Below are 22718 nucleotides of genomic sequence, written 5' to 3' on the forward strand. Positions count from 1 at the left end.
GATCATGACGTGGCCTTTCTCCCTGTTCGACAACGCCAACTCGGCCAGCCGCAATACTTCCGCCCGGATCAACAAGGAACAGATCGCCGCATTCCGGAGCCTGCTGGAACAGCAGGCCGCGATCCGCCTGTTGGTGGGCACCGGGGGCAGCTTCGGCAACCAGTCCGCCACGGTCAATCTGTTGCGGCGCTTGACCGATCCCTTGACCGCGGCGGGGCTGACTTACGCCTACGCCGGCAAGGCCGAAGTCTATTACCTGGGAGGCGAGGACACGCTGGCCAAGCTGTACGAGCTGCTACCGGAGCTGGATCACCAGCCCAGCGGCCATTTGAACCAGGCAACGGTGGAACTGAAGGCCTACCTGGCGCCGCCGGCCGACAAGGTGTTGTTCGGCTTCACCGGCGCGGTGGACGACAGTGCCGGCAACTACGCCACCGGGCTGAACGTCGAGTATTTCCTGCAATTGCAGCCTTATAACTACAATTACGCGGAAAAAATCGATTTTGTCGGCGCCAGGCGGCAGGCCATTGATTTGCTGCAAGTGCCGGAGCTGAACAATCCCAGTTTCCGCCGCCGGGTGTCCTATGTGCCGGAATCCAGCTATGCGGCGCCGGACTGGGCGGATTACGCGGATAATCCGCGCGCGGCGATCCTGCGTTATCTGACCGGCGACGCCTTGCTCAAGCAAGTGCGGCTGGTGGTGTCCTACGCCATCATGCCCAGCGCTCAAAACGTGGTGAACAGCAGCCCGGAAGCCGCTGCGGCGGTTCTGTGCGGGGGCCTGCTTGATTACCAGGACAACGGCGACCACAGGCTGGCCGCGCCGGTGGTGGTGTTGAACCTCAATCGCTTCGGCAGTATGGAGAGCGGGGCGCCCTTGCAGGCGGTGGCGGGCCTGCTGCGCGGGGACATGACCCGCGACGAGGTGGTGGTGCTGACCGGCACGGACCCGAAAAACGCCAGCCGGCGGCAGGCTGCGCGGCAGGTGCATGAGGCGCGCCGCCGCTATATGGCTTCGCTGAACGCGGTGCAACGTTTCAGCTGGCTCAACTATCCCACTTCGACGGCGGCGGTGGAGGCCGCGGTCAACGCGATTGTCGGCAAACCCAACCAGGTTCTGTTCATCCAGTTGGGGCCGGTGCCGCAGCCCTTGTTCTACTACGCCCTGTTCAAGACCAATACCCTGTCCTTGTTCGAGGGCGCCAACAGCATGATGGCGGCGATCAATATGGGGCGTCCGTTTCTGGCCTTGCCGCGCAAGGGCCTGGGCGTGCAGCCGGCCTTGTACCCCAGCGTCAACCGAGGCCTGTTCAGCGCCTCGCCGCCGATCAACGAGCTGGCGGCCGCCGCCAACCAGCTCAATTTCTCGCTGGACAGCTGGCCCACCGGCAACCAGAGCGGCAACCCCTGCCGGCAACTCGGCGCCTTCATCCAAAGCCTGTGCGCCCAGACCGCGACGGACGATCCGATTCCGCGTTATTTCCGTGAGCTGAAGGCGTTCTACGCCACGTCCAGCGCAGACAAGCTCAATGTCGCCGTCGCCTATCTGATGAACGTTTTCCAGGCCGAGCACGCCTTGCAAGCCGCGGCCGCGCGGCGGGCGCGTCGCGCCGATGGCGAGGAGGGCGGCGACGAACCGGCCGAGAATCCGCTGAACGCGCTTTATCTGGAGCTTAAGGAAAAGCTGGGCGAGGACGGCGAGATCCAGCCGCCCAAGCGGCTGGACTTGGTGCCGGGCATCCTGGCCGGCGGCAATATCAACGAGGCGGTGCTGGCCCTGTTGCAGGGCTTCAGCGCCAGCCTGTGGCTGGAGGTGTCCCAGTTCAAGCACGAGGGCGAGGAAGACGACATCGCCTCCATCCGCTTGGAGGGCATGACCGGCGTCTTCGCCAGCCTGCAGATCAGCAACCGCATCGCGGTGATCTTCGACGCGCCGGAGCAGCAGCTGCGGATGAATCTGGAATTGTCCGCCGAGGGCACTTGGTCGCTGCCCGGCGTGCCCTGGATACAGATGAGTGGGCCCTTCCTGCGCCTGTCCAGCTCCGACGGTCAGATACCTGTCACCGCCGCCTTGGGCGGCCGCTATCAGCCGCTGGGCGCGGAGCTGCAATTACTGGCGCCGTCGGCCGGCGAGCAGGCTTTGCTCACCGTCAAGTTCGATGCGCCCTATCCCAGCATAGACCGCGCCTTCCAGATGGCGGCGGCGGTCAACCTGGTGGCGGTGCTGCCGCCGCCGCTGAATGTGCTGGCGGACCTCGGTCTCAGCCAACTGGACCTGTACTACCTCAGCAAGGAAGAGGACGCCTCCGCGCTCGGCTTCATCATCCGCTCCAACAGCGCCAAGCCGGTGCCGCTGGTCGGCAAAGTGGCTTTGAGCGATGTCGAGGCCCAGGTGGCGTTGATCGACCCGGTCAAGACGCGCCAGGTGCGGGCCAGCGCCAACGGCAATTTCATCATCGGCAGCGGCGAGCAGGCCGGCGTGGTGGCGGTGGGCGTGCAATACCCGGATTGGCAGTTCCGCGGCACGCTGGAGTCCGGCGTGATCCGCATGGAGGACCTGCTGTCGCTGTTTCTGCCTGGCGTCGATCTGACTTTGCCGTCGTTGCCGGTGATAGACAGCTTCGTGTTCAACTACGCCCAGGCCGCCGACAATCTGCAAGTGTCGTTGAACCTTGTGTTCCAGCCGGCCTGGACTTTCGAGTTCTTCGGCAAGCCGCTGTTCAAGCTGGACAACGTCGGCTTCTCGGTCAGCCGCGCCAAGCTGGAAAACCAGGGCAACATCACCGCCAACACCACCTTGCTGCCGGACATGGCCAAACCGCTGGTGGTGGGCATAGGCGCGAGCTACGCCGGCGCCGGCGATTGGAAGTTTTCCATCCAGCAGCAGGACGACACCGTTTTCAGTATCAATGAATTGCTGGAACAGTATCTGGGCCGGGAATGGCGCACCGTGCTGTCCTTCCCGGACGTGAGAAAGCTGACGCTGCAACTGGATTGGGGCAAGCAGAAGGCGACTTCCTTTGAATTCAGCGCCGCCACCGCCAGCGCCTGGGTGCCCATTCCGGTTCTGCCCGAAGTCAGCGTCACCGGCCGGCTTAAGCTGGGCTATCTGGGCAAGGAGGCCGCCGAGCGGCTGGGGTTGGCGCTGCCGAACGCCGAGAACGACGATCCTGCGCAGGTGCCGGGCACCTATGGCGAGATCGGCGCCGATCTGACCCTGTGGAACATCAAGCTGGGGGTCGGTTATAACTTCGCTCCCGGCAAACAGGAATTGAGCTTGCGCTGGCTGACCCTGCTCGCCACCATTACGACCGACAAACAGGGCGACACCATTGCCACCTTCAAGCTGGACAACAAGTCCATCGGCGAAATGGTGGAAACCTTCGTCTCCTGGGCCACCGGCGCCGAATTCGGCCTGGCCGCGCCCTGGAACGTGCTCAATTCCTTCAGCCTGAGCGGCCTTGAGCTGGTGTACAACTTCAGCAAGAAACGGGTGGGCTTCAATATCGGCATCGGGCCGGTGGACTTCGGCTTCTTCACGCTCAAGGGCGTGGCGCTGAAATACGATCCGCAGGTCAAGGACGCCAAGGTGGAGATCACTGTGCAGGGCAGCTTCGTCTGGCAGTCCGGCGACGCGCTCAGCTGGGACCCGTCCAAACCGGAAACCACGCCGGCGCCTCCGGGCGGCGGCAACAAATACCTGGACCTACGCCTGCTGGCGCTGGGCCAGCACGTCACCGTGCCCGGCCTGGTGGAGGAGACCTCGGTGCAGGGCGTGATCGCCAAACTGCGCAGCCTGGAAGTGCCCAACCCGCCGGAGGTGCCGGTGGGCGGCAAAGGGCAGCCGGTGTTCGCCGCCAACAACTCCTGGTTCATCGCCTTCGACTTCGGCGTGTTGAAAACCCAGAAAGACAAGGAAGCGCCGGCGGCGAAGGGCAGCCAGCAGTTGATCACCGCCAGGGAGGCGGCAGCGGCCGAGGCCGACGAGGAGGCCGACGAATACCTGCTGCAGCTGTCCATGGTGTTCAACGACCCCACGCTTTACGCGCTGCGCGTGGCGCTGGCCGGGCCGATGGCCAAGATTTTCGCCGGGCTGGATTTCCAGATCCTCTACCGCCAGGTGTCGGAAACCGTGGGGTGCTATTCCGCCAATATCGCCTTGCCCAATCTGATGCGCAAATTCCAGATCGGGGTGGCTACCATCACCCTGCCGGAGTTCGGCATCAATCTGTACACCAACGGCGATTTCCAGGTGGACATCGGTTTTCCGTGGCGGCAGGACTTCGCCCGTTCCTTCACCATAGAGCTGATCGTGGCGCCGGGCATTCCGGTGCTGGGCTCGGCCGGCTTTTATTTCGGCAAGCTCAGCAGCGCCACCACCAATCTGGTGCCGGTGTCGGAGCGGGGCTGGTTCAACCCGGTGCTGGTGTTCGGTTTCGGCGCTCAGCTTGGCCTGGGCAAATCCATAGAACTGGGCATTTTGCGCGCCGGTTTCAGCCTGACGGTGTTCGGCGTGATAGAAGGCGTGCTGGCGCGCTGGCTGCCTTACCGCGAGGCCACGCCCAGTCAGGGCCGCGACCAATTGCAGGACGGCTATTATTTCTCGCTGATCGGCACCGCCGGGGTGCAGGGCCGTCTGTACGGCAGCATAGACTTCGCCATCATCCGCGCCGACGTCAATATCGCCATCAAGATCTACGTGCGGCTCAGCTACATCGCCTATCAGGACATCCCCATCAGCGCCAACGCCTCGGTGGAGGTCAGCGTCGACGTCAAGATCAATCTGGGCCTGTTCACCATCACCATAGGCCTGTCGTTCTCGGCCTCGGTGCAAGCCACCTTTGTGTTGAAAAACCCGGCGGGCAACAATCCGCCCTGGGGCCGTACCCTGCCTGGCAACAGCATGCGGACGCTGGCCTTGGGCGGAGGCTTGTCCGCGCGCCACGCGGCGTCTGAACTGGAAGCGCGTCGGCTGCGCCGCGCGCTTGGGCAGAGCGGCGGAGCCGGACTGCGGCTGGCCGCCAAGGCCGCCGGCTATCAGCCGGCCTGGGGCAATCTGCAAGCGGGGCAGCTCTTGCAACTGACGGGGTGGACCGTGCCGGTGCTGACCGTGGCCGGCGATCAGGCCAAGACTGCGGCCGAGCAATTGCCATGCTATGTGGCGGCTTTTTTCCTCGCCACGCCGGAGCCGGTCAAGGCGGGCGGCGCCTTGGCGGCGGCCCGCAACGGCGGGTCCGAGCAAGGTCAACTGGCGCATGCCGCGCTGGCGCGCGCGCGCCAGCGCCCGGCGCTGAACGCCAGGTTGGCCGCCAATGGCGGCGAGGACGGTTTTGAAGACCTGGCCGTGCGGGTGTTGCAATGGGTATTGGCCGCTGGCATGAGCGGCGCGATGAGCCCGGACCAGCTCAACCAGCAAGTGGTCAGCGCCGACTTCCTGAACCAGGCGCTGCAGTACTTTTCCAATCCGGATCAACCGCTGCCGATTCCGGCCGATCAGGTGGAGGCCTTCCTGGCTCGGCAGGCGACGATCTGCTTCGCCGCCACGGCGGCGGCCAACGCCCACGGCGTATTCTTCCCGGCGCCACCCGGCGTGCGCCTGAACGTGCCGAGTTACGCCGGCGCGCCCGGCTACGATTATGTGTTTGGCCAATACAACAGCAGCCAGACCGACTACCTGCTGTTGCTGCGCCAGTATTTCCAGCAACTGCAGGTACAGGTGGAAGGCGGCAGCGCGCCGGCGGCGGCCGTCCGGATGCAGTCCGGCACCGGCGCCTCCATCGCCAGCTACATCTTCGGCGACTACTTCTGCCTGCTGGCGCGCCAGGCCTTGCAAGCGCTGCGCGACGGCCTAGGCAACTTCAAGCTGGTGATTCAGCCGGCGCAGACGGTGTCCGAGATCGTCGACTGGGTCAACGCCACCGGCCAACTGTCCGGCGACGACGCTTTCAGCGCCGGACAATTGTTCGTCGCCAACCAGGAGCATCCGCTGGCGGCGGGGGCCCGGCCGTTGACGGTGGCGGGCATGCGCTGGCAAACCCCGGGCGGTCTCAGCTTCGAACAAGTGGCCGCGCAGTCCTTGTTTGGCGGCGGCTTCAACGGCGAGCAACTGGCGCGGGCCAATGCCGACGAGGCGCGCATCCTGGCGGCCAATCAGCGCATCGCGCTGGGCGAGAAGGTCTACCTGACCCAGGACGGCGATTCGCTGACCGGCGTCGCCGCCGGGCTGGGCGTATCGCTGGACGCGCTATTGCAAGGCAGCGACGTGCTGCGGCGCGCGGACCTGCTGTCGTCGCTGGCGATACTGGCCATGCCGGCCTTCCCGCAACCGGTGGCCGCCGGCGACACCCTGGCCGGCATCTCCGCGCGCTTGGGCGTGAGCCTGGATCTGCTGGCCGGCGCCAATGGCGCGGCCGCCGGCTTGTTCGACTACGACAGCGACCCCAATCTGAACATCCCGGAACTGGCGCAGTTCCAGGTGGGAGAGCTGATCGACGAAGCGCTGCGCACGCTGGCGTTCCAGAACCTGGGCGCGATGGCTTCGCGTTACTACCTCAACGGCTTGCGGCTGCCCACCGCCGGCCTGACGGCGAAATCGCCCGGCCTGTTCGTCAAGCCCAACGGCCAGGGCGGCTACGACTACCCGGCGCAGCTGGGCCTGTTCGCGTTGACTGGGCAGGCCTTCCCGCTGCCCGCGCTGCAAGACCCGGCGCAGGGGGCGAAGTTCAGCTTCACTCTGAGCCGCGGCGCCGCCGAAACCTGGCTCAGCCTGGGCACGCCGGGCAGCGCCAGCGCCAGTTTCGAAGTGAACCAGGACGATTACCTGCGCTATGTGAAAGTACGCGCCGCGGCCACCGGGCAGCCTTTACGAACGGACACGCGGGCGATCCGGCCCTTGCTGGACGCCGAGGCCCAGGCCTCGCGCTTCCCGCTATCCAGTTCTCAGCCCTGGCAGTGCGCGGCGCCGGTGGCGCTGCCGCGCCAGGCCCGCGCGCCGGAGGTGGCCGAACCGCGCTTGTGGAGTCTGCCGGACTCGCTGATCAATACCCCGCTGGAACAAGGCGTGTTGCCCCGTTTCGCGCCGCAGCTGGCGCGCACCGACGCCGCCACCGGCAGCGTCAGCGAACAGCCCTTGCTCAATTACGGTTTCGGCATGCTGATCCCCTTCGGTGTGCGTCGTACTCAGCCGCTGGCGGGCAATCCCAGCAGTCAGAGGCTGTATGAAATCATCGGCGCGCCGGATAAGGAAATCGTGTTGCTGGAGCGCGTGCTCAGCCAATTGCAGGGGCCGGGCGCGGGTTTGAGCCAGTTGCTGGTGCTGTACCGGCCGGCCTCCACCGGCAGCGAGGTGGCCGGTTGGCAGATGGAAAACCCGGCCGCCAGCCTGGCCGGCATCGCCAAGGTCAATCTGTCCACCGAGACCCGTCCTCCGGCGCAGAACGGTCTGCGCGCGCTGGCGCTGACCGATAACGCCTTCCCCAATCTGATCGGCGCGCCGGACGAGTTTCTGCGGCTGTTATGGGAAGCCAGCATCACCCGCCAGGGCGGCTTCTTCCTCAGCTACAGCCAGGGCCTGCAAGACGGCGGCACGCTGTCCGGCTTGCCGGACCATGTGTTCAACGACAGCGGCGAAGCCGAGCTGGCGGTATTGGCGCTGTTTGCCGCGGACGAGGGCGAAGGGCAGGCGGTGGGCAACTGGATGAACGTGCTGGCCACCAATGAGTCTTTCGACGCCAGCGCCGCCGCGCTGGTGGCGACCGCGGTGCTACGGCGGGAACAGACCGCGCCGTTGGCCGACGCGGCCACGCTGGACGGCGTCGCCGCCAGCTATTACAGCCGCGTCGATAGTCTGGCCCGGCTTAACTCCGGGCGGCCGTTGCGCGATGGCGCCGTGTTGCGAGTGCATGGCGGCGTTTATCAAGTCGCGCCGACCGGCGCGGCGCCGGGCGGGGACCTGGCGCGCATCGCCGAGCATTTCTTTACCACCGAGGATGCGATCAAGCAGGCCAACCCGTATCGCGCCAGCTGGAGCGGCCCGCTGGCCAGCTATACCGCTTTGCGCCTGCCCGAGGTCGATGTGACCGTGGGCCGGCGCTACGCCAACGGCGCCTTGTTCGCCACGCTGGACGATATCTCGGCCTACTTCCAGGCGCCCTTGGCCGGCCTGGCCGCCGCCAATGCGCGCACGCCCGGCCTGTTCCCGGCCCAGGCGACGCTGGAAGTCGAGTTGGGGCCGTTTGATGTGTCGGCCACCACCCAGGCCGGCGTGGCCGGCATCGAATTGGAGCGCAAGGCCGCGCCGCCGGTGCCGGACAAGGCCGACGGCGCCGACTGGGGCTGGATCTATCTGGCCAATCTGTTCAATCTGCTCGGCTACCGCAACAGCCTGACCGACGATTTCAAAGAGAGCAATTTCGGCGTGGCCACCGGTCCGGGCAATGTCGACGGCAACGGCCCGGCTGACAAAGTGCGCGCGCCGCGCGCCGCGAACGAGGACGAACCGTGGCGTTATGTCCGCACCGTGCCGTATCCCGGCCTGTACCGGCATCCGCCGGTGCAGCGCCAGGCCTCGCCTGCGGTGAGCGGCAGCCCCTATCTGGGCGTGGGCGGTCTGTTGCAAATCGAACTGGCCTGGTTGGATTTGTTCGGCAACCGCATCCTCAGCGATATGGACGCGCCGCCGGCCGAGGCGCGCGTATACAACTTCCCGCCGCAGCTGACCGGCTATACCGACAGCGTGTTGGGCATCGGGCAATGGCCGTCTGTGGCCAACGACTACCTGTTCGCCGCCTTGCAAGACGGCAAGGCGGGGCTCAAGGTGTCGCTGGCCTTTGACCAGCAGCCCTATTTGGACGCGGCCAAGGCGCTGGACGCCGGCGGTAGGCAGCGCATCGAACAGGCCGTCGCCATCTACGCCAAGGTCTTGTATCAGTTGCAAGACCCCAACGGCCTCGGCATCGAGCTGAGCAGCAGCGTCTGCCCGGAGGTGGGGGCGTTATTGGACCCCGCTCAGCAGGCGGCGTTGGTCAATTGGGCGGTGGACATCTACGCCTGGCTCAACAGCTTGCTGCCCAATAGCAGCGGCAGCCATCAAGAGCGAGCCGCCGGCTTCCAGCCGCTGTTGGAGTTGAGCGCGCCGCTGCCGTCCGGCCAGATCAACGACGACCAGATCTTCCGTTTGGACGCCAGCCTGACCTTGAGCCGCAAACCGCAGCTGGTCAGCGGCGCGCTGGCGGCGGTGTCCGGCGTGGCCGAGGCGGGCACGCTGTTGTCGCCGTCCACCGGCCCGCTGCAAGGCGATCAGGCCGCGACGAGCGCCCAGCGCGATCTCAAACAGTTTGCGGCCAGCTTCGAGCAAGCGCTGTCCACCCCGCAGGGGCCGCGCTACCAAGTGGCCACCGGCAGCGATCGCAACGCCTTCACCGGCGGCTCCGGCATGACCTTGTGGGCGGTGCAGCTGGGACGGGACGCCGCGCAGGGCATCTCCTACCGCCTGCTCAATCCGGGCCAGCCCAAGCAGTTCGCGCCCAGGCCGGTATCCAATCAATTGGCGTCCAAGCTGGATGCGGCCATCATTCCCTACCGCACCGGCAAGGTGATCAGCCTGCAGGACCCGGCCGAGCCGCGCGCTTTCACCGGCGTGGATCTGGATCAATGGCTGCAATCCTCTTTGGCGCGGATTGACCAATTGCTGTCGCCAGCCTATGTCGCGCCGGCGCAGGTCTTGCGGAGCCTGACCGGCAACAACGCGATGCAGGGACTGTTGGACGCCAAAGAAGCGCTGGCCCAAGCCTTGAAGAGCGCGATGATTCCGGTATTCCGCGATGAGAGCGCGGACCAGCGGGAACTGGACGCGATCCGCGAGGCCTTCTTCCAGAGGATGCTGGGCACGCTAAGCGAGTTCTACGCGGTGCGCGCCGGCCTGCAGTTCCAGGCCGAGGTCAATGCCGCGATCCAGCCCTCGGGCGCGGAACTGACGCCGCGGCTGTACGGCAATATTGTGAGCCGGCCGGGCGGCAGCGCCATCGTCGGCCGCGGCAATCTGTCGTTGACCGCGCCCAAGTTGGGGTTGAAGCTGGCCGGCGACGGCGGCGGCGACACCCGCATGCTGAGCTTCCTGCTCTCCAGCGCAGGCCTGGAGGCCAAGAATGTGGACCTGGATCTGGTGTTCGAAGGACAGAACATTGAACATCAGATCGGCGCGTTGGCCGGCATTCGCGGCTACCAGCCGTCGTCCTGGCTCAGCTTCGTGGCGGACACCGCTGGCGAGAGCTGGCCGCTGCGCCAGGCGCTGGGCGCTTTCAGCACGCCCATCGTGCTGCGCGCCTTCCCGGAAACGCCGACGCTGACCCTGCAGGAGGCGGCGGCCAACGCCGATATCGCTTGCCCATGCCACTTGCCTGCGGGCGAAGTCATGGCGGCGCGGCTTACGGCCGCCGGCGACTCGGCTTGCAGCCGGCCCGGCGACTACAATCCGCTGGCCGCGCTGAGTCGTTGGAATTATCGGCTGCGCTATGCGCTGCAACGCCATTTCGAGCAAGACGCGGTCAACGGTCAGATTGATTTCAACCTGGGCGGACAATCCGGCCTGAGGGCGATGGCGCTCAGCCGCGATCTGTTCGACAACCTGGCGGAAATGACTCAGGTCTTTCCCAAGGTGGTTGAAGATCTGAACCGCTTCTTGCTACCGCTGGACATTGGCAGCAAGGACCCGGTCCAGATCGAGAACGCCGAGGCGGCGCTGCTATCCGCCGGCGAGATGGTGCAGTGGCTGGCGGACAGCGCCGGCGGCGGGGGCCTGTTGCAGGCGAACAGCCGGCTGCTGGCGCAGGCGGAACCGATACGTTTCGTCATCGAGGAAGACGCGGTGGAGCGCGTCAATCCGGACGGAGGCAAGGTGAGCGCGCTGCGGGTGACGCTGACGCTGGAGCAGGCGCTGCCCGAGCGCGCCGGCCAACCTTTTGTGCAGGTGGAGCCGGAGCGATACGAGTGTGAGCCTGAGGAGGGAGAAGGCCTGAGCCGTTCCTTCACTTATCTTGATCGGAGCACCGGCGCCTATCTGGCCGCGTCCGAAGGCAAGGGCATCGCCGCGCGCATGGTGGTATTGCCGGATCTGGACATCCTGGAGCGGCAGGACGCCAACGCTCAGGTCTTCCTGCGGCGCAACGAGGAACTGGTGCCGGGCAAGCCGACGGCGGAGCCTTTCGTCTATCAGACGCCGACGGTGTCCCTGTCCGCGCCGCTGCGTCCCACCGTGGATTCGGATCAGCCGGTGAATATGGCGGCCATCTACGCCCAGGGCGCGGACCAGCCGGTGAGCCGCTCGCTGGCGTGCCAGCTTGGCTTGTTCTATCAGGCTTTGTTCGGCCATGCCGGCAGCGACAGCGCCATCCTCAGCCTGACGGTGTATTACGAGTACCGGCTGAACGACGCGCTGAGCAAGGTGCGCTTGCCGGTCTACCTGATGCCGCCGACCGAGGTGGCCTTGCAGGAGGGCGGCGGCGGCCTGCCGCTGGCCGACGTCGTCGCTCAGCAAGCCCAGGGCTGCGTGGACTGGTTCGCCGCGCACGGACCGGAACAAAAAGGCGGCAGCTTATGGTTCGATCTGACCGTCAGCTCCAATCTGACCGAACAAGCCCAGCCCTTGTTGCGCTTGCGCAATGTGTTCCTGGAACTGACCAGAATCGAGCCGCCCATGGTTTGAGCCACCGTTCAGGCTCCGCCGCGCGCCGGAGAGCGAGCTCTCTCCGGCGCAAGGTCCGCTCTCTCGCCGCGGCGAGGGAGCGCAACGGTTATTTGCTTAGACATAAGGATTCCGTCTTTGCTGATAGCCAATCGGTATAATGGCCGTTCCCCGTTGGAGAACGCGTCGTGTACAAGCATCTGGAAGATTTCGTCGGCCACACCCCGCTGGTCAGACTCAAGCGCCTGCCCGGCGTCACCAGCAACACCGTGCTGGTCAAGCTGGAAGGCAACAACCCGGCGGGCTCGGTCAAGGACCGGCCGGCGCTGTCCATGATTCGTCGCGCCGAAGAGCGCGGCGAGATCAAGCCGGGCGATACCCTGATCGAACCCACCAGCGGCAATACCGGCATTGCGCTGGCGATGGCGGCTGCGATGATGGGGTACAAGATGATCCTCATCATGCCGGAAAACTCCAGCGCCGAGCGGGTGCAGGCGATGCGCGCTTACGGCGCGGAAGTGATTCTGACGCCCAAGGAGGCGTCGATGCCGGGTTCCATTGACCTGGCGCGCAAGATGGAAGCCGCTGGCCAGGGCCGCATCCTGGACCAGTTTTCCAATCCGGACAATCCGCTGGCCCACTATGAAAGCACCGGGCCGGAAATCTGGCAGGACACTCGGGGCGGCATCACTCACTTCGTGTCCAGCATGGGCACCACCGGCACCATCATGGGCACCAGCCGCTATCTGAAGCGGCAAAACCCGGCCATCCAGATTGTGGGCGTGCATCCGGAACCAGGCAGCCAGATTGCCGGCATCCGTAAATGGGAAGACCCCTACGTGCCCAAGATCTGCGACTTCTCGCAGCTGGACGATTTGCAGCACGTCAGTCAGCAGGAGGCGGAGGATATGGCGCGCTTGTTGGCGCGCGAGGAGGGCATCCTGGCCGGGCCTTCGTCCGGCGGCGCGCTGGCGGTGGCGCTGCGCCTGTCGAGCCAGCTGGAAAACGCGGTCATTGTTTCCATCGTCTGCGACCGCGGCGATCGCTACCTGTCCACCGGCCTGTTCGGCTGAGAACCCATTCAAAGTCCGCTGGGCGTCAGTAGGCGCCCAGGACGGACGGCGCGCCGGAACGCCGTGTTCGCGTTTTGGCGCTGGCGTCCGGCGCCGCATGTCTTTAGCATTCAGAGTCCTATGTCCCAGTCTCGGAGGCTCTTATGCTGCTGCATGTCGATTCCCGTTTCCTCAGCCCCTACGCCTTGTCCGCCTTCGTCGCCTTGAAAGAAAAAGGGCTGGCCTTCGAATTGGCGACCTTGAGTCTTGATGCGCAAGCCAATCTGGCCCCGGCCTATCAGCGCCAATCGTTGACCGCCCGCGTGCCCATGCTGGAGGATGGCGAGTTCCAGCTCAGCGAATCCTCGGCCATCGCCGAGTATCTTGAAGACGCTTACCCCGAGCGCCCCCGACTTTATCCGCGGGACCTGCGCCAACGCGCCCGCGCGCGCCAATTGCAAGCCTGGCTGCGCAGCGACCTGATGGTGCTGCGCGAAGACCGCAATACCGAGGTGGTGTTTCTGCGCCCGGCAACCGGCACCCTGGCGCCGGAAGCGCGTCAGGCGGCGAACAAGCTGATCGCCGCGGCGGAGCAATTGCTGCCGGCCGGCGACGGCGACTTGTTCGGCGCCTGGTGTTTGGCCGACACCGACCTGGCCTTGATGTTGAAGCGGCTGCAATACGACGACATCCTGCCGTCGCGTTTGGCCGCCTACGTCGAACGCCAGTGGCAACGGCCTGCGGTGCTGGACTGGCTGGAGTTGGGGCGGCGGGCGGCCTTGGTTTGAAAGGCCCGGCACCGCCGCCGCCTCAGCGATGCACGTCGTGGGTGACGAAGGGCCGGTCCGGCGACGGCATCTCCAGCCAATCCGGATGGCTCAGTGTGCGGCAGATGTCCTGGTAGCCGCTGGCCCAGTGCGCGCGCATGGTCTGGGCGCCGAACTGATAATCCTTGTGGTGGTCCTCGTACTCCTTGTCCTGGTAGATCAGGTGGATCACCTTCAGCAGCCGGCCGCAGGCCAGCTCATGGGCGCGACGGTAAGCCGGGTGCTCGCGCTGCGCTTCCGGCACCAGCTCCATCAACTGCCGCAGCAAGCCGCGGTAGTTTTGCTCCCGTTTCATCGTATCGGTGATTTGCCGGGTGCGGCTGGAGTACTGGATGTCCTTCTGTCGCATGGCGATCGCCTTCATGTCCGTAGGCGGCTCGCCCTTGGCGCTCCATAGATCCACCTGGAACACCAAGGAGTTCTTGCGCGGCTCGGTGCTCAGTATTTGTTTCAGCGGCGTATTGGACACCAGGCCGCCGTCCCAGTAGTACTCGCCGTCTATCTCCACCGCCGGGAAGCCGGGGGGCAGCGCGCCGGAGGCCATGAAGTGCTCGGCGCGCAGTCGTTGGCGGGTGTTGTCGAAATAGACGAAGTTGCCGCTGCGCAGGTTGACCGCGCCCACCGATACCCGCATCTGATCGCTGTCGTTGACGCGGTCGAAGTCGGCGAAGCGCTCCAGTGTGCTTTTCAGCGGCGCGGTGTCGTAGAAACTGCAGTTGGCGGGAGAGGGCGCGCCGGCCGGCCAGGGCGAGCGAGGCAGGAAGAAACCGTTCTGGCCCTCGGTCAGCGCGCGCCAGGCTTCCCAGCTTGCCATCAGCCCGTTGAGGCCCGTCGGCCAGTGGTGGGTGTCCAGCTGGCTGAACAGGCTGGGCGGCAGAAACGGCGGCCGGCAGATAGTGTCCCAGAAGGCGCGCAACTGCTCCACCCGCCGTTCCGGCGGATTGCCGGCGATGATGGCGGCGTTGAGCGCGCCTATGGAAATGCCGGCTACCCAGTTGGGGTGCAGGTCGGCTTCGGCCAGGCCTTGGTAGACGCCGGGCTGGTAGGAGCCCAGCGCGCCGCCGCCCTGAAGCACCAGCGCCAGCACCTGGTAGCGGTGGCCGGGTGGCAGGCTGCGGCTTTGGTACAGGCCGCCGGCCTGCGGGCAGGCCGGATTGTGCGGCGGCGTCATTGCATATACCAGCCGTGGCTGACAATCACCGATTGGCCGGTCAGCGCCGCGCTGGGGAAGGCGGCCAGAAACAGCGCGGTCTGAGCCACGTCCTCCACCGTGGTGAACACCCCGTCCACGGTATTGCCCAGCATCACGCGCTTGACCACTTCCTCCTCGCTGATGCCCAGTTCTTTGGCCTGTTCCGGAATCTGCTTCTCCACCAACGGCGTGCGCACGAAGCCGGGGCAGATCACGTGGGCGCGCACATTGTATTCCGCGCCTTCCTTGGCCAGCACCCGGCACAAGCCCAGCAAGGCGTGCTTGGCGGTGACGTAGGCGGACTTGAGCTTGGACGCCTCGTGAGAGTGGACCGACCCCATATAGATTACCGTGCCGCCGCGCTTGTCCTTGTACATATGCGGTAGCGCGGCTTTGGTGGTGAGAAAAGCGCCGTCCACGTGGATGGCCTGCATTTTCTTCCAGTCGGAAAACTTGTAGTCCACCAGCGGGTTGACGATCTGGATGCCAGCGTTGGAAATCAGGATGTCCAGCCCGCCCAGTGAGTCCACCGCCGCTTGGGTGCCGGCGTTGACGGACTCCTCGTTGGTCACGTCCATCGCCACGCCCACCGCCTTGCCGCCGGCGGCCTTGATCTCCTCCGCCGTCGCCTGCGCCGCGGCCAGATTGATGTCGGCGATGGCCACCGCCGCGCCGGCCCGGGCGTAGGTTTCCGCAATGGCTTTGCCTATGCCGCTGGCCGCGCCGGTGATCAAGGCCACTTTGCCGTTCAATTGCATGCTGCTCTCCTTGTTGTCGTGAGTTGTCGCGTGGGGACGGGCCGCGAAGCGGCTTTCAGAACCTGTTATACGATCTCGCGAGCTAAGGCGAGACAAGGCGAAAACGGCTGAGAAAGCGGAATGCACAAGCGGTATATGAGCATTTCAAAGCCGTACTCACCGTGTCACGCTTCACGACGTGCAGCAGATCGTAAACAGGTTCTTAGTTGAGGTAATCGAATTCCACTTCACCCAGGCCCAGGGTCAGGTCGGCAATGATATGGCGCGCTTCCACCACTTCCAGCACCGGTAGCTCCGCTACCGGCGCCAGCGCGTGCGGGAACAGCGCCAGCGCCGCAGGTCCGCTCCAGGCGCCGTGCACGGTCACGTCCTTCAAGTAGAAGCGCACCAGTTCGCAAATGCGGGCGCTGCCGTCCACGTGTGGAATGATCTTCAGCAGGAAGTTGGGGGTGTTGACCATGGAGCGCTGCAGCGCGCTGGCGTCCAGCGTCTGGTGCTTATAGCCCATGGTGGCGGTGGCGACCCGAACCGGGCCGTAATCCAGTTCGCCCACCAGGGTGTCGGTGCGCACTTGCAGCCGCGGGCAGGCCAGTTTCTTGGGAAAGCCCCATAGCTCGCGGCCGCCGGCGATGGGAGGGTGGTCGTTCAGATACATCGCGTGGGTGTAGTTGCCGGCCACGCCGCCCAGTAGCACGGGGATCACCTGGCCGCTTTCGGTGTAGTCGCCGAAGCCGGTGGAGTCCGGCATGCGGATGAATTCGAAATTCACCAGATCCGAGGCCGGCTGCAGCGGCTCCGGCACCACCTCGCGCAGTTTGGCCGGATCGGTGCGGTAGGTGATGATGAAGAATTCGCGGTTGGTGAAGCGGTAGGGGCCGCGGGGGAAGGCGGGGTTGGTCAGCGGCATGGCGAAGGCCTGCTCGCGGATGGCGTCGATGTTCATACGTGCTGCGCTCCCTGGATGGCAAAAGGTCGTGCCCGGAGGGGAGCGCGGCCGCTGCTGCGAAAGGAGCCCGCCGGTAAAACACGGCGCGGCGGGCAGGCGTGCATCTGGCGTCGATGGTACAGCGAAAGAGCCCGCTAGCGGTAGCTTGGTTCCCTGTCACCTGTTCCTTGGGATGGATGAGCGCGGGCGGCCTAGCGAAGAACCTGTTCAGGTCCCCCTGCGCGTCGCGAGGTGCGACATGGCGAGCGCGGCTTTTTCAGCCGCAACGCCCGGCCTTGCTCGCTAGACTTTGAACAAGCTCGATAGAGCCGCCGTGCTATGCTGTCGCGGTTGCGGCGAATGAAGCCGCGGCCCGCCACCGTGCCGGCGGAATCGGCACCTGTGTTTTGGATATACCGTATGAGCAAAAGCATCATTTCCGACATGGATGGAGTGATCTATCGGGGCAAGCAACTGATTCCGGGCGCGCGCGATTTCGTTAACCGCCTGACGCAGGGCGGCACGCCTTTTCTGTTTCTGACCAATAACGCGGAGCAGACGCCGCTGGACCTGAGGCTGAAGCTGGAGGGCCTGGGCATCAACGGAGTGACGGAAGACAACTTCATCACCAGCGCGATGGCTACGGCGATGTTCCTGCGCAGCCAGACGCGCAAAGCGATGCCCACCGCCTACGTGGTGGGGGGGGGGCCGGCTTGATCAATGAGTTGTATAACGTGGGTTTTTCCATTTCCGAATCTCGCCCGGATTACGTGGTGGTGGCCAAGTCCCAGACCTTTAGTTTCGAGCAGATCAAGAAGGCGGTTCGCTTCATCGACCAGGGCGCCAAATTCATCGGCACCAACCCGGACATGATCGACCCGATAGAGGGCGGCGGCTACGAGCCGGCCGCCGGCACGCTGCTGGCCGCCATCGAGGCAGCCACCGGCAAGAAGCCCTATATCGTGGGCAAGCCCAATTCGTTGATGATGATGCTGGCCACCCGAAAGCTGGGCGTGTATCCGGAAGAGGCGGTGATGATAGGCGACCGCATGGATACCGACATCGTCGGCGGCATAGAGGCCGGCATGGGCACCGCGCTGGTGTTGTCCGGGGTGTCGTCTCGCGAGTCCATGGAGCAGTTCCCCTATCAGCCGGACTATGTGTTCGAGAGTGTGGCGGAGATTGATCCGCAAGCCTTGTAAAGGATTGCCGGCCAGGTTGGCGCGGGCGAAAACAGGGCCGTTCCAGCGGGAACGGCCCTATTGTTTGAGCACGCCGTTGGGCTCGGCGCCGAGGGCGCTTAGCGTGGCTCGGCCTGCGCTTGGGCGGCGGCTTCCCGCAGCTTGTCTTTCTTGCTCTTGCGTTTGCCCTTGACGCCGCCGTTGTCGGTCGACGCGTTCGGAGCCGCGGCCGGGCTGGCGGCGATGGGCTCGAAGCCGGCGATCCGTTCGCGCGGCAGCCGCAGTCCTTGGCGTTTTTCTATCAATTGGAAATGCGCGGCGCAGTCGGTGCTGACGAAGCTGATGGCTTCGCCGCTGGCGCCGGCGCGGCCGGTGCGGCCGATGCGGTGAGTGTAGTCTACCGGAGATCGCGGCAAGTCGTAGTTGATCACCACCGGTAGGCGAGCGATGTCGATGCCGCGCGCGGCCACATCGGTGGCCACCAGCACTTGCAGACGGCCGGATTTGAGGTCGGCCAGCACCTGGCCGCGTTGTCCCTGGCTGCAATCGCCGTGTAGCGCGGCGGCGCGGACGCCGGCGGCCTGCAGCTTGCCGGCCACTCGGTCGGCGCTGTGGCGGCTGGCCACGAAGACCAGAGCCCGCTCCCAGCCATGGATTTGCAGCAGATGGCGCAGCAGCATGGTGCGCCGGCCGGCGTCCACTTCGATGGCGCGCTGGCGGATGTCCGGCGCGGCGGCGTCCTCGGGCGCGATGTCGATGCGCTGCGGCTGGTTCAGCAGTCGTTCCGCCAGCGTACGCACGGAGGGAGGGAACGTGGCGGAGAACAGCAGGTTCTGCCGGTAGGGAGGCAGCTGCGCCAGCAAGCTGGCCAGTTCGTCGGCAAAGCCGAGGTCGAGGAGGCGATCGGCCTCGTCCAGCACCAGAGTGTCGACGGAGGAAAGCCGCAGCGCATTGTGCGCCAGCAGGTCCAGCAACCGGCCGGGCGTGGCCGCTACGATGTCGGCGCCGCCGCGCAGGGCCATCATCTGGGGATTGATGGAAACGCCGCCAAAGACCACGGCGATCTTGGGCCGGCGCGGCAGGCTTTGGGACAGTTGGCGCAGGGCATCGCCCACTTGCGCCGCCAGCTCCCGCGTAGGGAGCAGGATCAGCGTTTGCGCCTGGCGCGGCGCGGCTTGGCGGCCCGCCAGCCATTGCTGCAACAGCGGCAGGCAGTAGGCCGCGGTTTTGCCGGAGCCGGTTTGCGCGGTGGCCAGCACGTCGTGGCCTTGCAGAATGGCGGGGACGGCGGCGAGCTGAACGGCGGTGGGGGCCGGATAGCCTTGATCGCTTGCGGCCTGGGCCAGGGCGGGCGACAGGCCCAGTGAGGTGAATGACATGGGGGGCGTTGACGGCGATGGTGCTTGAAGCGGCAGGAGTATCGGCGCTGTCCGCGGCCGGGTCAAGCGGGGCGTGGCGTCGCCGCAACGCGCGTTGCGCAGCGGGAAGTTCCGTTTGCGAGTACTATCTGGGCTCGCTATCAAGTTAAAGTCATACGCACATGCAAACAGAAGTCAAAGAGAAACCCCGCTACGCCCTAGTGGCCTCGGTCCAGTTGCCCGATGTCAGCGATGTCGAGTTCGAGGCCTCGCTCACCGAACTGAGCGAACTGGCCAAGACCCTGGGCTTCCAAGTGGTGCGGACCTTTGTGCAAAAGCGTAACAGCTTCGACCGCACCGCCTATATGGGGGTGGGTAAGCTCGAGGAAATCAGCCAGTTCGTCAACCGCGGTCTTCGCAACGACGAGCTGGAAGACGCGCCGCCGGCGCTGGACGCCGACACCGTGGAGATCGATGCCTTGCTGGTGGACCACGAAATTTCGCCGTCGCAGGCGCGCAATCTGGAGTTGGCCGTCGGTTGCGAGGTGATGGATCGCACCATGGTCATCCTGGAGATCTTCCACCGCAACGCCCGCTCGCGCGCGGCGCGCGCCCAAGTGGAAATCGCCCGTCTCGGTTATATGGCGCCGCGCTTGCGCGAGGCGGCCAAGCTGGCCGGGCCGCAAGGCCGGCAGCGCAGCGGCATGGGCGGGCGCGGCGCCGGCGAATCGCATACCGAGCTGGACCGGCGCAAGGTGCGCGACCGCATCGCCGAACTGCAACGCGAAATCGTCGCGATGGAACTGGAGCGCAAGACTCAGCGCGCGCGCCGGCTGGAGCGTCAGGGCCAAGGCCTGGGCGGGGTGTCGCTGGTGGGTTACACCAACGCCGGCAAGTCCACGCTGATGCGCGCCTTGACCGGCAGCGAAGTGCTGGTGGCCAATAAATTGTTCGCCACCCTGGACACCACGGTGCGCGCCATCTACCCGGAAAGCGTGCCGCGGGTGCTGGTCAGCGATACCGTGGGCTTCATCAAGAATCTGCCTCACGGCCTGGTGGCCTCCTTCAAGTCCACGCTAGAAGAAGCGCTGGATGCGGCCTTGCTGTTGCATGTGATCGACGCCAGCGATCCGGGTTTCCAGCGTCAGCTGGAGGTCACGGACGAGGTGCTGGGGGAAATCGGCGCCGACGAGGTGCCGCGCATCCGGGTGTTCAACAAGATCGACCATGTCGGCGACGAGGCGGCGCAGGCCGCCTGGACGGACGAACTGCGGCAGCGCTACCCGGACTGCGTGGTGATGAGCGCGCGTCGCCCCGAGGAAGTAGCCGAGTTGCGCGCCCTCATCGTCGCCTTCTTCCAGCGCGATCTGGAGGAGGGCGAGCTGCTGTTGCCGTGGTCGGCGCAGCAGTTGCGCGGCGAGATCTACAGTCACTGCCAAGTGCTGGAAGAGCGCGCGGACGAAGAGGGCAGCTGGTTCCGCGTGCGCGGCGAGCCGGAGAAACTGCGCAGCCTGCGAGAGCAACTGAACCCCGGCTCGCAGGGGCGAGAGAAGGAACACTGGGAAGTCTGAACCTGTTCAAAGTCTGCCGCGTTTCGTGAGAGCCTGTTTACGATCTGCTGCGCGCCGGCGATACGGCGTTGAAAACAATTTCGAAATGCTCAGTACCGTGTGCACACTCCGCTTTCTCAGCGGTTTTCGCCTCGTTTTGCTCTAGCTCGCGACACTTTGAGCAGGCTTTGAGAGTCGATGGCTCAGTTGTGGCGGCGCGGGGGCGTTCGTCTGCTTTCGGAGGACGCCCCCGTCGCCCGGCGTTTCGCGGATAGAGCGCATCTGTATAATCCCTCCCGTGCCTTCGGCCTTTGTCCGCCGGCACGGTTAATTCATGGCATTCCGCCGGGACGCAAGTGGTCGCCGGGCTGCTGTTTTCTTGCTTCCTAAAAATTCTGCAACACTGCTATTCCCAATGATCATTCTGAAAAACGTGGCTTTGCGTCGCGGCACTAAAGTCTTGCTGGACGGCGCGACAGTCAATATCAACCCCGGTGAGAAGGTTGGCCTGGTAGGACGCAACGGCGCGGGCAAGTCCTCGCTGTTCGCGGTCTTGAACGGCAGCCTGCACGAAGACGGCGGCGATTTCTCCATTCCCAGCCAGTGGCGCATGGCGCAAGTGGCGCAGGACATGCCGGAAACCTCCCAGACCGCCACCGAGTTCGTGGTGGAGGGCGATACCGCCTTGCTGGCGGCGCGGCGCGAAGTGGCCGAGGCCGAGGCAGGCGAGGATTACATGCGCATGGCGCACGCCTACACCGCGCTGAACGACGCCGGCGAGCATGACGCCCCGGCGCGGGCGCAGGCGCTGATCCTGGGCCTGGGCTTTAGCGTGGCCGAGCTGCAGCAACCGGTGAACAGTTTCTCCGGCGGCTGGCGCATGCGTCTGCAACTGGCGCGGGCGCTGATGTGCCCGTCCGATCTCTTGCTGCTGGACGAACCGACCAACCACTTGGACTTGGACGCTCTAGTCTGGCTTGAAGCCTGGCTCAAACAGTACGCCGGCACCATGGTGGTGATCAGCCATGACCGCGAATTCCTGGACGCGGTGACCAATGTCACTCTGCACATCGACCACGGCAAGCTGGTGCGTTACGGCGGCAACTACAGCAAGTTCGAAGACATGCGCGCCGAGCAGATGATTCTGCAGCAGGCCGCGCAGGCCAAGCAGCAGGAAAAGATCGCGCACCTGCAAAAGTTCATCGATCGCTTCAAGGCCAAGGCCAGCAAGGCCAAGCAGGCGCAAAGCCGCGTCAAGGCGCTGGAGCGGATGGAGAAGATCGCGCCGGTGCTGGCCGACGCCGATTTCCAGTTCGAGTTCAAGGAACCGGGCAGTCTGCCCAACCCGATGCTGACCATGTCGCAGGCCTCGTTCGGCTATCCGGCGGAGGAAGGGGCGGCGGAAGGCGCGCCGCCCATCGTGATCGTCAACGGGGTGAACCGCTCGGTGCTGGCTGGCCAGCGCATCGGCATCCTGGGCGCCAACGGCCAAGGCAAATCCACACTGGTGAAAACGGTGGCCGAGGCGCTGACGGCCACCGGCGGCGAGATCATCCGCGGCAAAGGTTTGAACATCGGCTACTTCTCACAGCAGGAGCTGGACGTGCTGCGGCCGGAAGACGATCCGTTGCAGCATATGCTGCGATTGGCGCGCGAGACGCCGGCGCAGCTGCGTCCGCCGGCCAATGATTGCCGCGAACAGGGCCTGCGTAATTTCCTCGGCACCTTCAATTTCAGCGGCGACATGGTCAAGCAGGCAGTGGGCAGCATGAGCGGCGGAGAGAAGGCGCGGCTGGTGTTGTGCATGATTGTTTGGCTGCGCCCCAATCTATTGCTGCTGGATGAACCGACCAACCATCTGGACCTGGCCACGCGCGAGGCCTTGAGCGTGGCGCTGAACGAGTTCGAGGGTTCGGTGATGCTGGTCAGCCACGACCGCGCGCTGCTGCGCGCGGTCTGCGACGAGTTCTGGCTGGTGTCGCGCGGCGGCGTCAGCGATTTTGACGGTGATCTGGACGATTACCAGGTCTACCTGTTGGAAGAAGCCAAGCGCCGACGCGAAGAGGCCGCCGGCAAGCGCTGAGGGGCGGCGGCAGGCCCGCCCGCAGTCGGAAAAGTCATAAAAGGCAGTGTCGCCATGGATCGTGGCGGCGCTGCCTTTTTGGTTTGGGGTTCAGTTCAGCGGCAGACCTGGG

General features: G+C 65.3%; 11 protein-coding genes. 7 read left to right on the forward strand and 4 right to left on the reverse strand.

Annotated features, from left to right (window positions below; translation table 11 throughout):
* Window positions 1-4: 4 nt before the first annotated feature.
* The 3 genes from B0T39_RS04955 (at window position 5) to yfcF (ending at window position 13520) form a co-directional block, all read left to right on the forward strand.
* Window positions 5-11701 (forward strand): LysM peptidoglycan-binding domain-containing protein, encoded by an 11697-nt coding sequence (locus B0T39_RS04955; protein WP_141111090.1) that lies wholly within the window; start codon window positions 5-7, stop codon window positions 11699-11701.
* Between the two features lie 167 nt (window positions 11702-11868).
* On the forward strand, window positions 11869-12753 hold the full coding sequence (gene cysM, locus B0T39_RS04960; protein WP_081545080.1) for a cysteine synthase CysM: 885 nt from the start codon (window positions 11869-11871) through the stop codon (window positions 12751-12753).
* A 143-nt stretch (window positions 12754-12896) separates the two neighbouring features.
* Window positions 12897-13520, forward strand: a complete 624-nt coding sequence (gene yfcF, locus B0T39_RS04965; RefSeq protein ID WP_081545081.1) for a glutathione transferase — start codon at window positions 12897-12899, stop codon at window positions 13518-13520.
* A gap of 22 nt (window positions 13521-13542) precedes the next feature.
* Here yfcF and B0T39_RS04970 read toward each other — a convergent pair whose 3' ends face one another.
* The 3 genes from B0T39_RS04970 to B0T39_RS04980 all read right to left on the reverse strand — a co-directional run bounded on the left by B0T39_RS04970 (window position 13543) and on the right by B0T39_RS04980 (window position 16452).
* Entirely contained in the window at window positions 13543-14730 is a 1188-nt protein-coding gene (locus B0T39_RS04970; protein WP_081545082.1) for a DUF3734 domain-containing protein, read from the reverse strand.
* Window positions 14727-15509 carry a 3-hydroxybutyrate dehydrogenase gene (locus B0T39_RS04975; protein WP_081545083.1) on the reverse strand — a complete coding sequence of 261 codons (783 nt, stop codon included), beginning with the start codon at window positions 15507-15509 and terminating at the stop codon, window positions 14727-14729. The genes B0T39_RS04970 and B0T39_RS04975 overlap by 4 nt, the downstream gene beginning before the upstream one ends.
* 202 nt (window positions 15510-15711) lie before the next feature.
* Window positions 15712-16452, reverse strand: coding sequence for an acetoacetate decarboxylase (locus B0T39_RS04980; protein ID WP_081545084.1), 741 nt, complete (start codon window positions 16450-16452; stop codon window positions 15712-15714).
* 402 nt (window positions 16453-16854) lie between these two features.
* Here B0T39_RS04980 and B0T39_RS26125 point away from each other — a divergent pair, with 402 nt between their 5' ends.
* The gene (locus B0T39_RS26125; RefSeq protein WP_254894491.1) at window positions 16855-17151 is read left to right on the forward strand and encodes a hypothetical protein; all 297 of its coding nucleotides are present in this window, start codon (window positions 16855-16857) and stop codon (window positions 17149-17151) included.
* Between the two features lie 17 nt (window positions 17152-17168).
* The gene (locus B0T39_RS26130; protein WP_254894492.1) at window positions 17169-17636 is read left to right on the forward strand and encodes an HAD hydrolase-like protein; all 468 of its coding nucleotides are present in this window, start codon (window positions 17169-17171) and stop codon (window positions 17634-17636) included.
* A gap of 98 nt (window positions 17637-17734) precedes the next feature.
* On the opposite strand, the gene B0T39_RS04990 is transcribed toward B0T39_RS26130, so the two are convergent.
* On the reverse strand, window positions 17735-18994 hold the full coding sequence (locus B0T39_RS04990) for a DEAD/DEAH box helicase (RefSeq protein ID WP_176219484.1): 1260 nt from the start codon (window positions 18992-18994) through the stop codon (window positions 17735-17737).
* Window positions 18995-19155: 161 nt separating this feature from the next.
* On the opposite strand from B0T39_RS04990, the gene hflX reads away from it, so the two are divergent.
* Both hflX and B0T39_RS05000 read left to right on the forward strand, forming a co-directional pair.
* Window positions 19156-20544 carry a GTPase HflX gene (hflX, locus tag B0T39_RS04995; RefSeq protein WP_081545085.1) on the forward strand — a complete coding sequence of 463 codons (1389 nt, stop codon included), beginning with the start codon at window positions 19156-19158 and terminating at the stop codon, window positions 20542-20544.
* 394 nt (window positions 20545-20938) lie between these two features.
* On the forward strand, window positions 20939-22606 hold the full coding sequence (locus tag B0T39_RS05000) for an ABC-F family ATP-binding cassette domain-containing protein (RefSeq protein ID WP_081545086.1): 1668 nt from the start codon (window positions 20939-20941) through the stop codon (window positions 22604-22606).
* Window positions 22607-22718 lie beyond the last annotated feature (112 nt).

It is taken from the genome of Chromobacterium haemolyticum, assembly GCF_002081825.1.
Classification (GTDB): domain Bacteria; phylum Pseudomonadota; class Gammaproteobacteria; order Burkholderiales; family Chromobacteriaceae; genus Chromobacterium; species Chromobacterium fluminis.

Excerpts from the sequence above, each read along its gene's own strand:
- yfcF (WP_081545081.1), top strand. The coding sequence starts at position 12,897 with ATGCTGCTGCATGTCGATTCCCGTTTCCTCAGCCCCTACGCCTTGTCC.
- B0T39_RS26125 (WP_254894491.1), top strand. The coding sequence starts at position 16,855 with ATGAGCAAAAGCATCATTTCCGACATGGATGGAGTGATCTATCGGGGC.
- hflX (WP_081545085.1), top strand. The coding sequence starts at position 19,156 with ATGCAAACAGAAGTCAAAGAGAAACCCCGCTACGCCCTAGTGGCCTCG.
- B0T39_RS04975 (WP_081545083.1), bottom strand. The coding sequence starts at position 15,509 with ATGCAATTGAACGGCAAAGTGGCCTTGATCACCGGCGCGGCCAGCGGC.
- B0T39_RS05000 (WP_081545086.1), top strand. The coding sequence starts at position 20,939 with ATGATCATTCTGAAAAACGTGGCTTTGCGTCGCGGCACTAAAGTCTTG.
- B0T39_RS04980 (WP_081545084.1), bottom strand. The coding sequence starts at position 16,452 with ATGAACATCGACGCCATCCGCGAGCAGGCCTTCGCCATGCCGCTGACC.
- B0T39_RS04990 (WP_176219484.1), bottom strand. The coding sequence starts at position 18,994 with ATGTCATTCACCTCACTGGGCCTGTCGCCCGCCCTGGCCCAGGCCGCA.
- B0T39_RS04955 (WP_141111090.1), top strand. The coding sequence starts at position 5 with ATGACGTGGCCTTTCTCCCTGTTCGACAACGCCAACTCGGCCAGCCGC.
- B0T39_RS04970 (WP_081545082.1), bottom strand. The coding sequence starts at position 14,730 with ATGACGCCGCCGCACAATCCGGCCTGCCCGCAGGCCGGCGGCCTGTAC.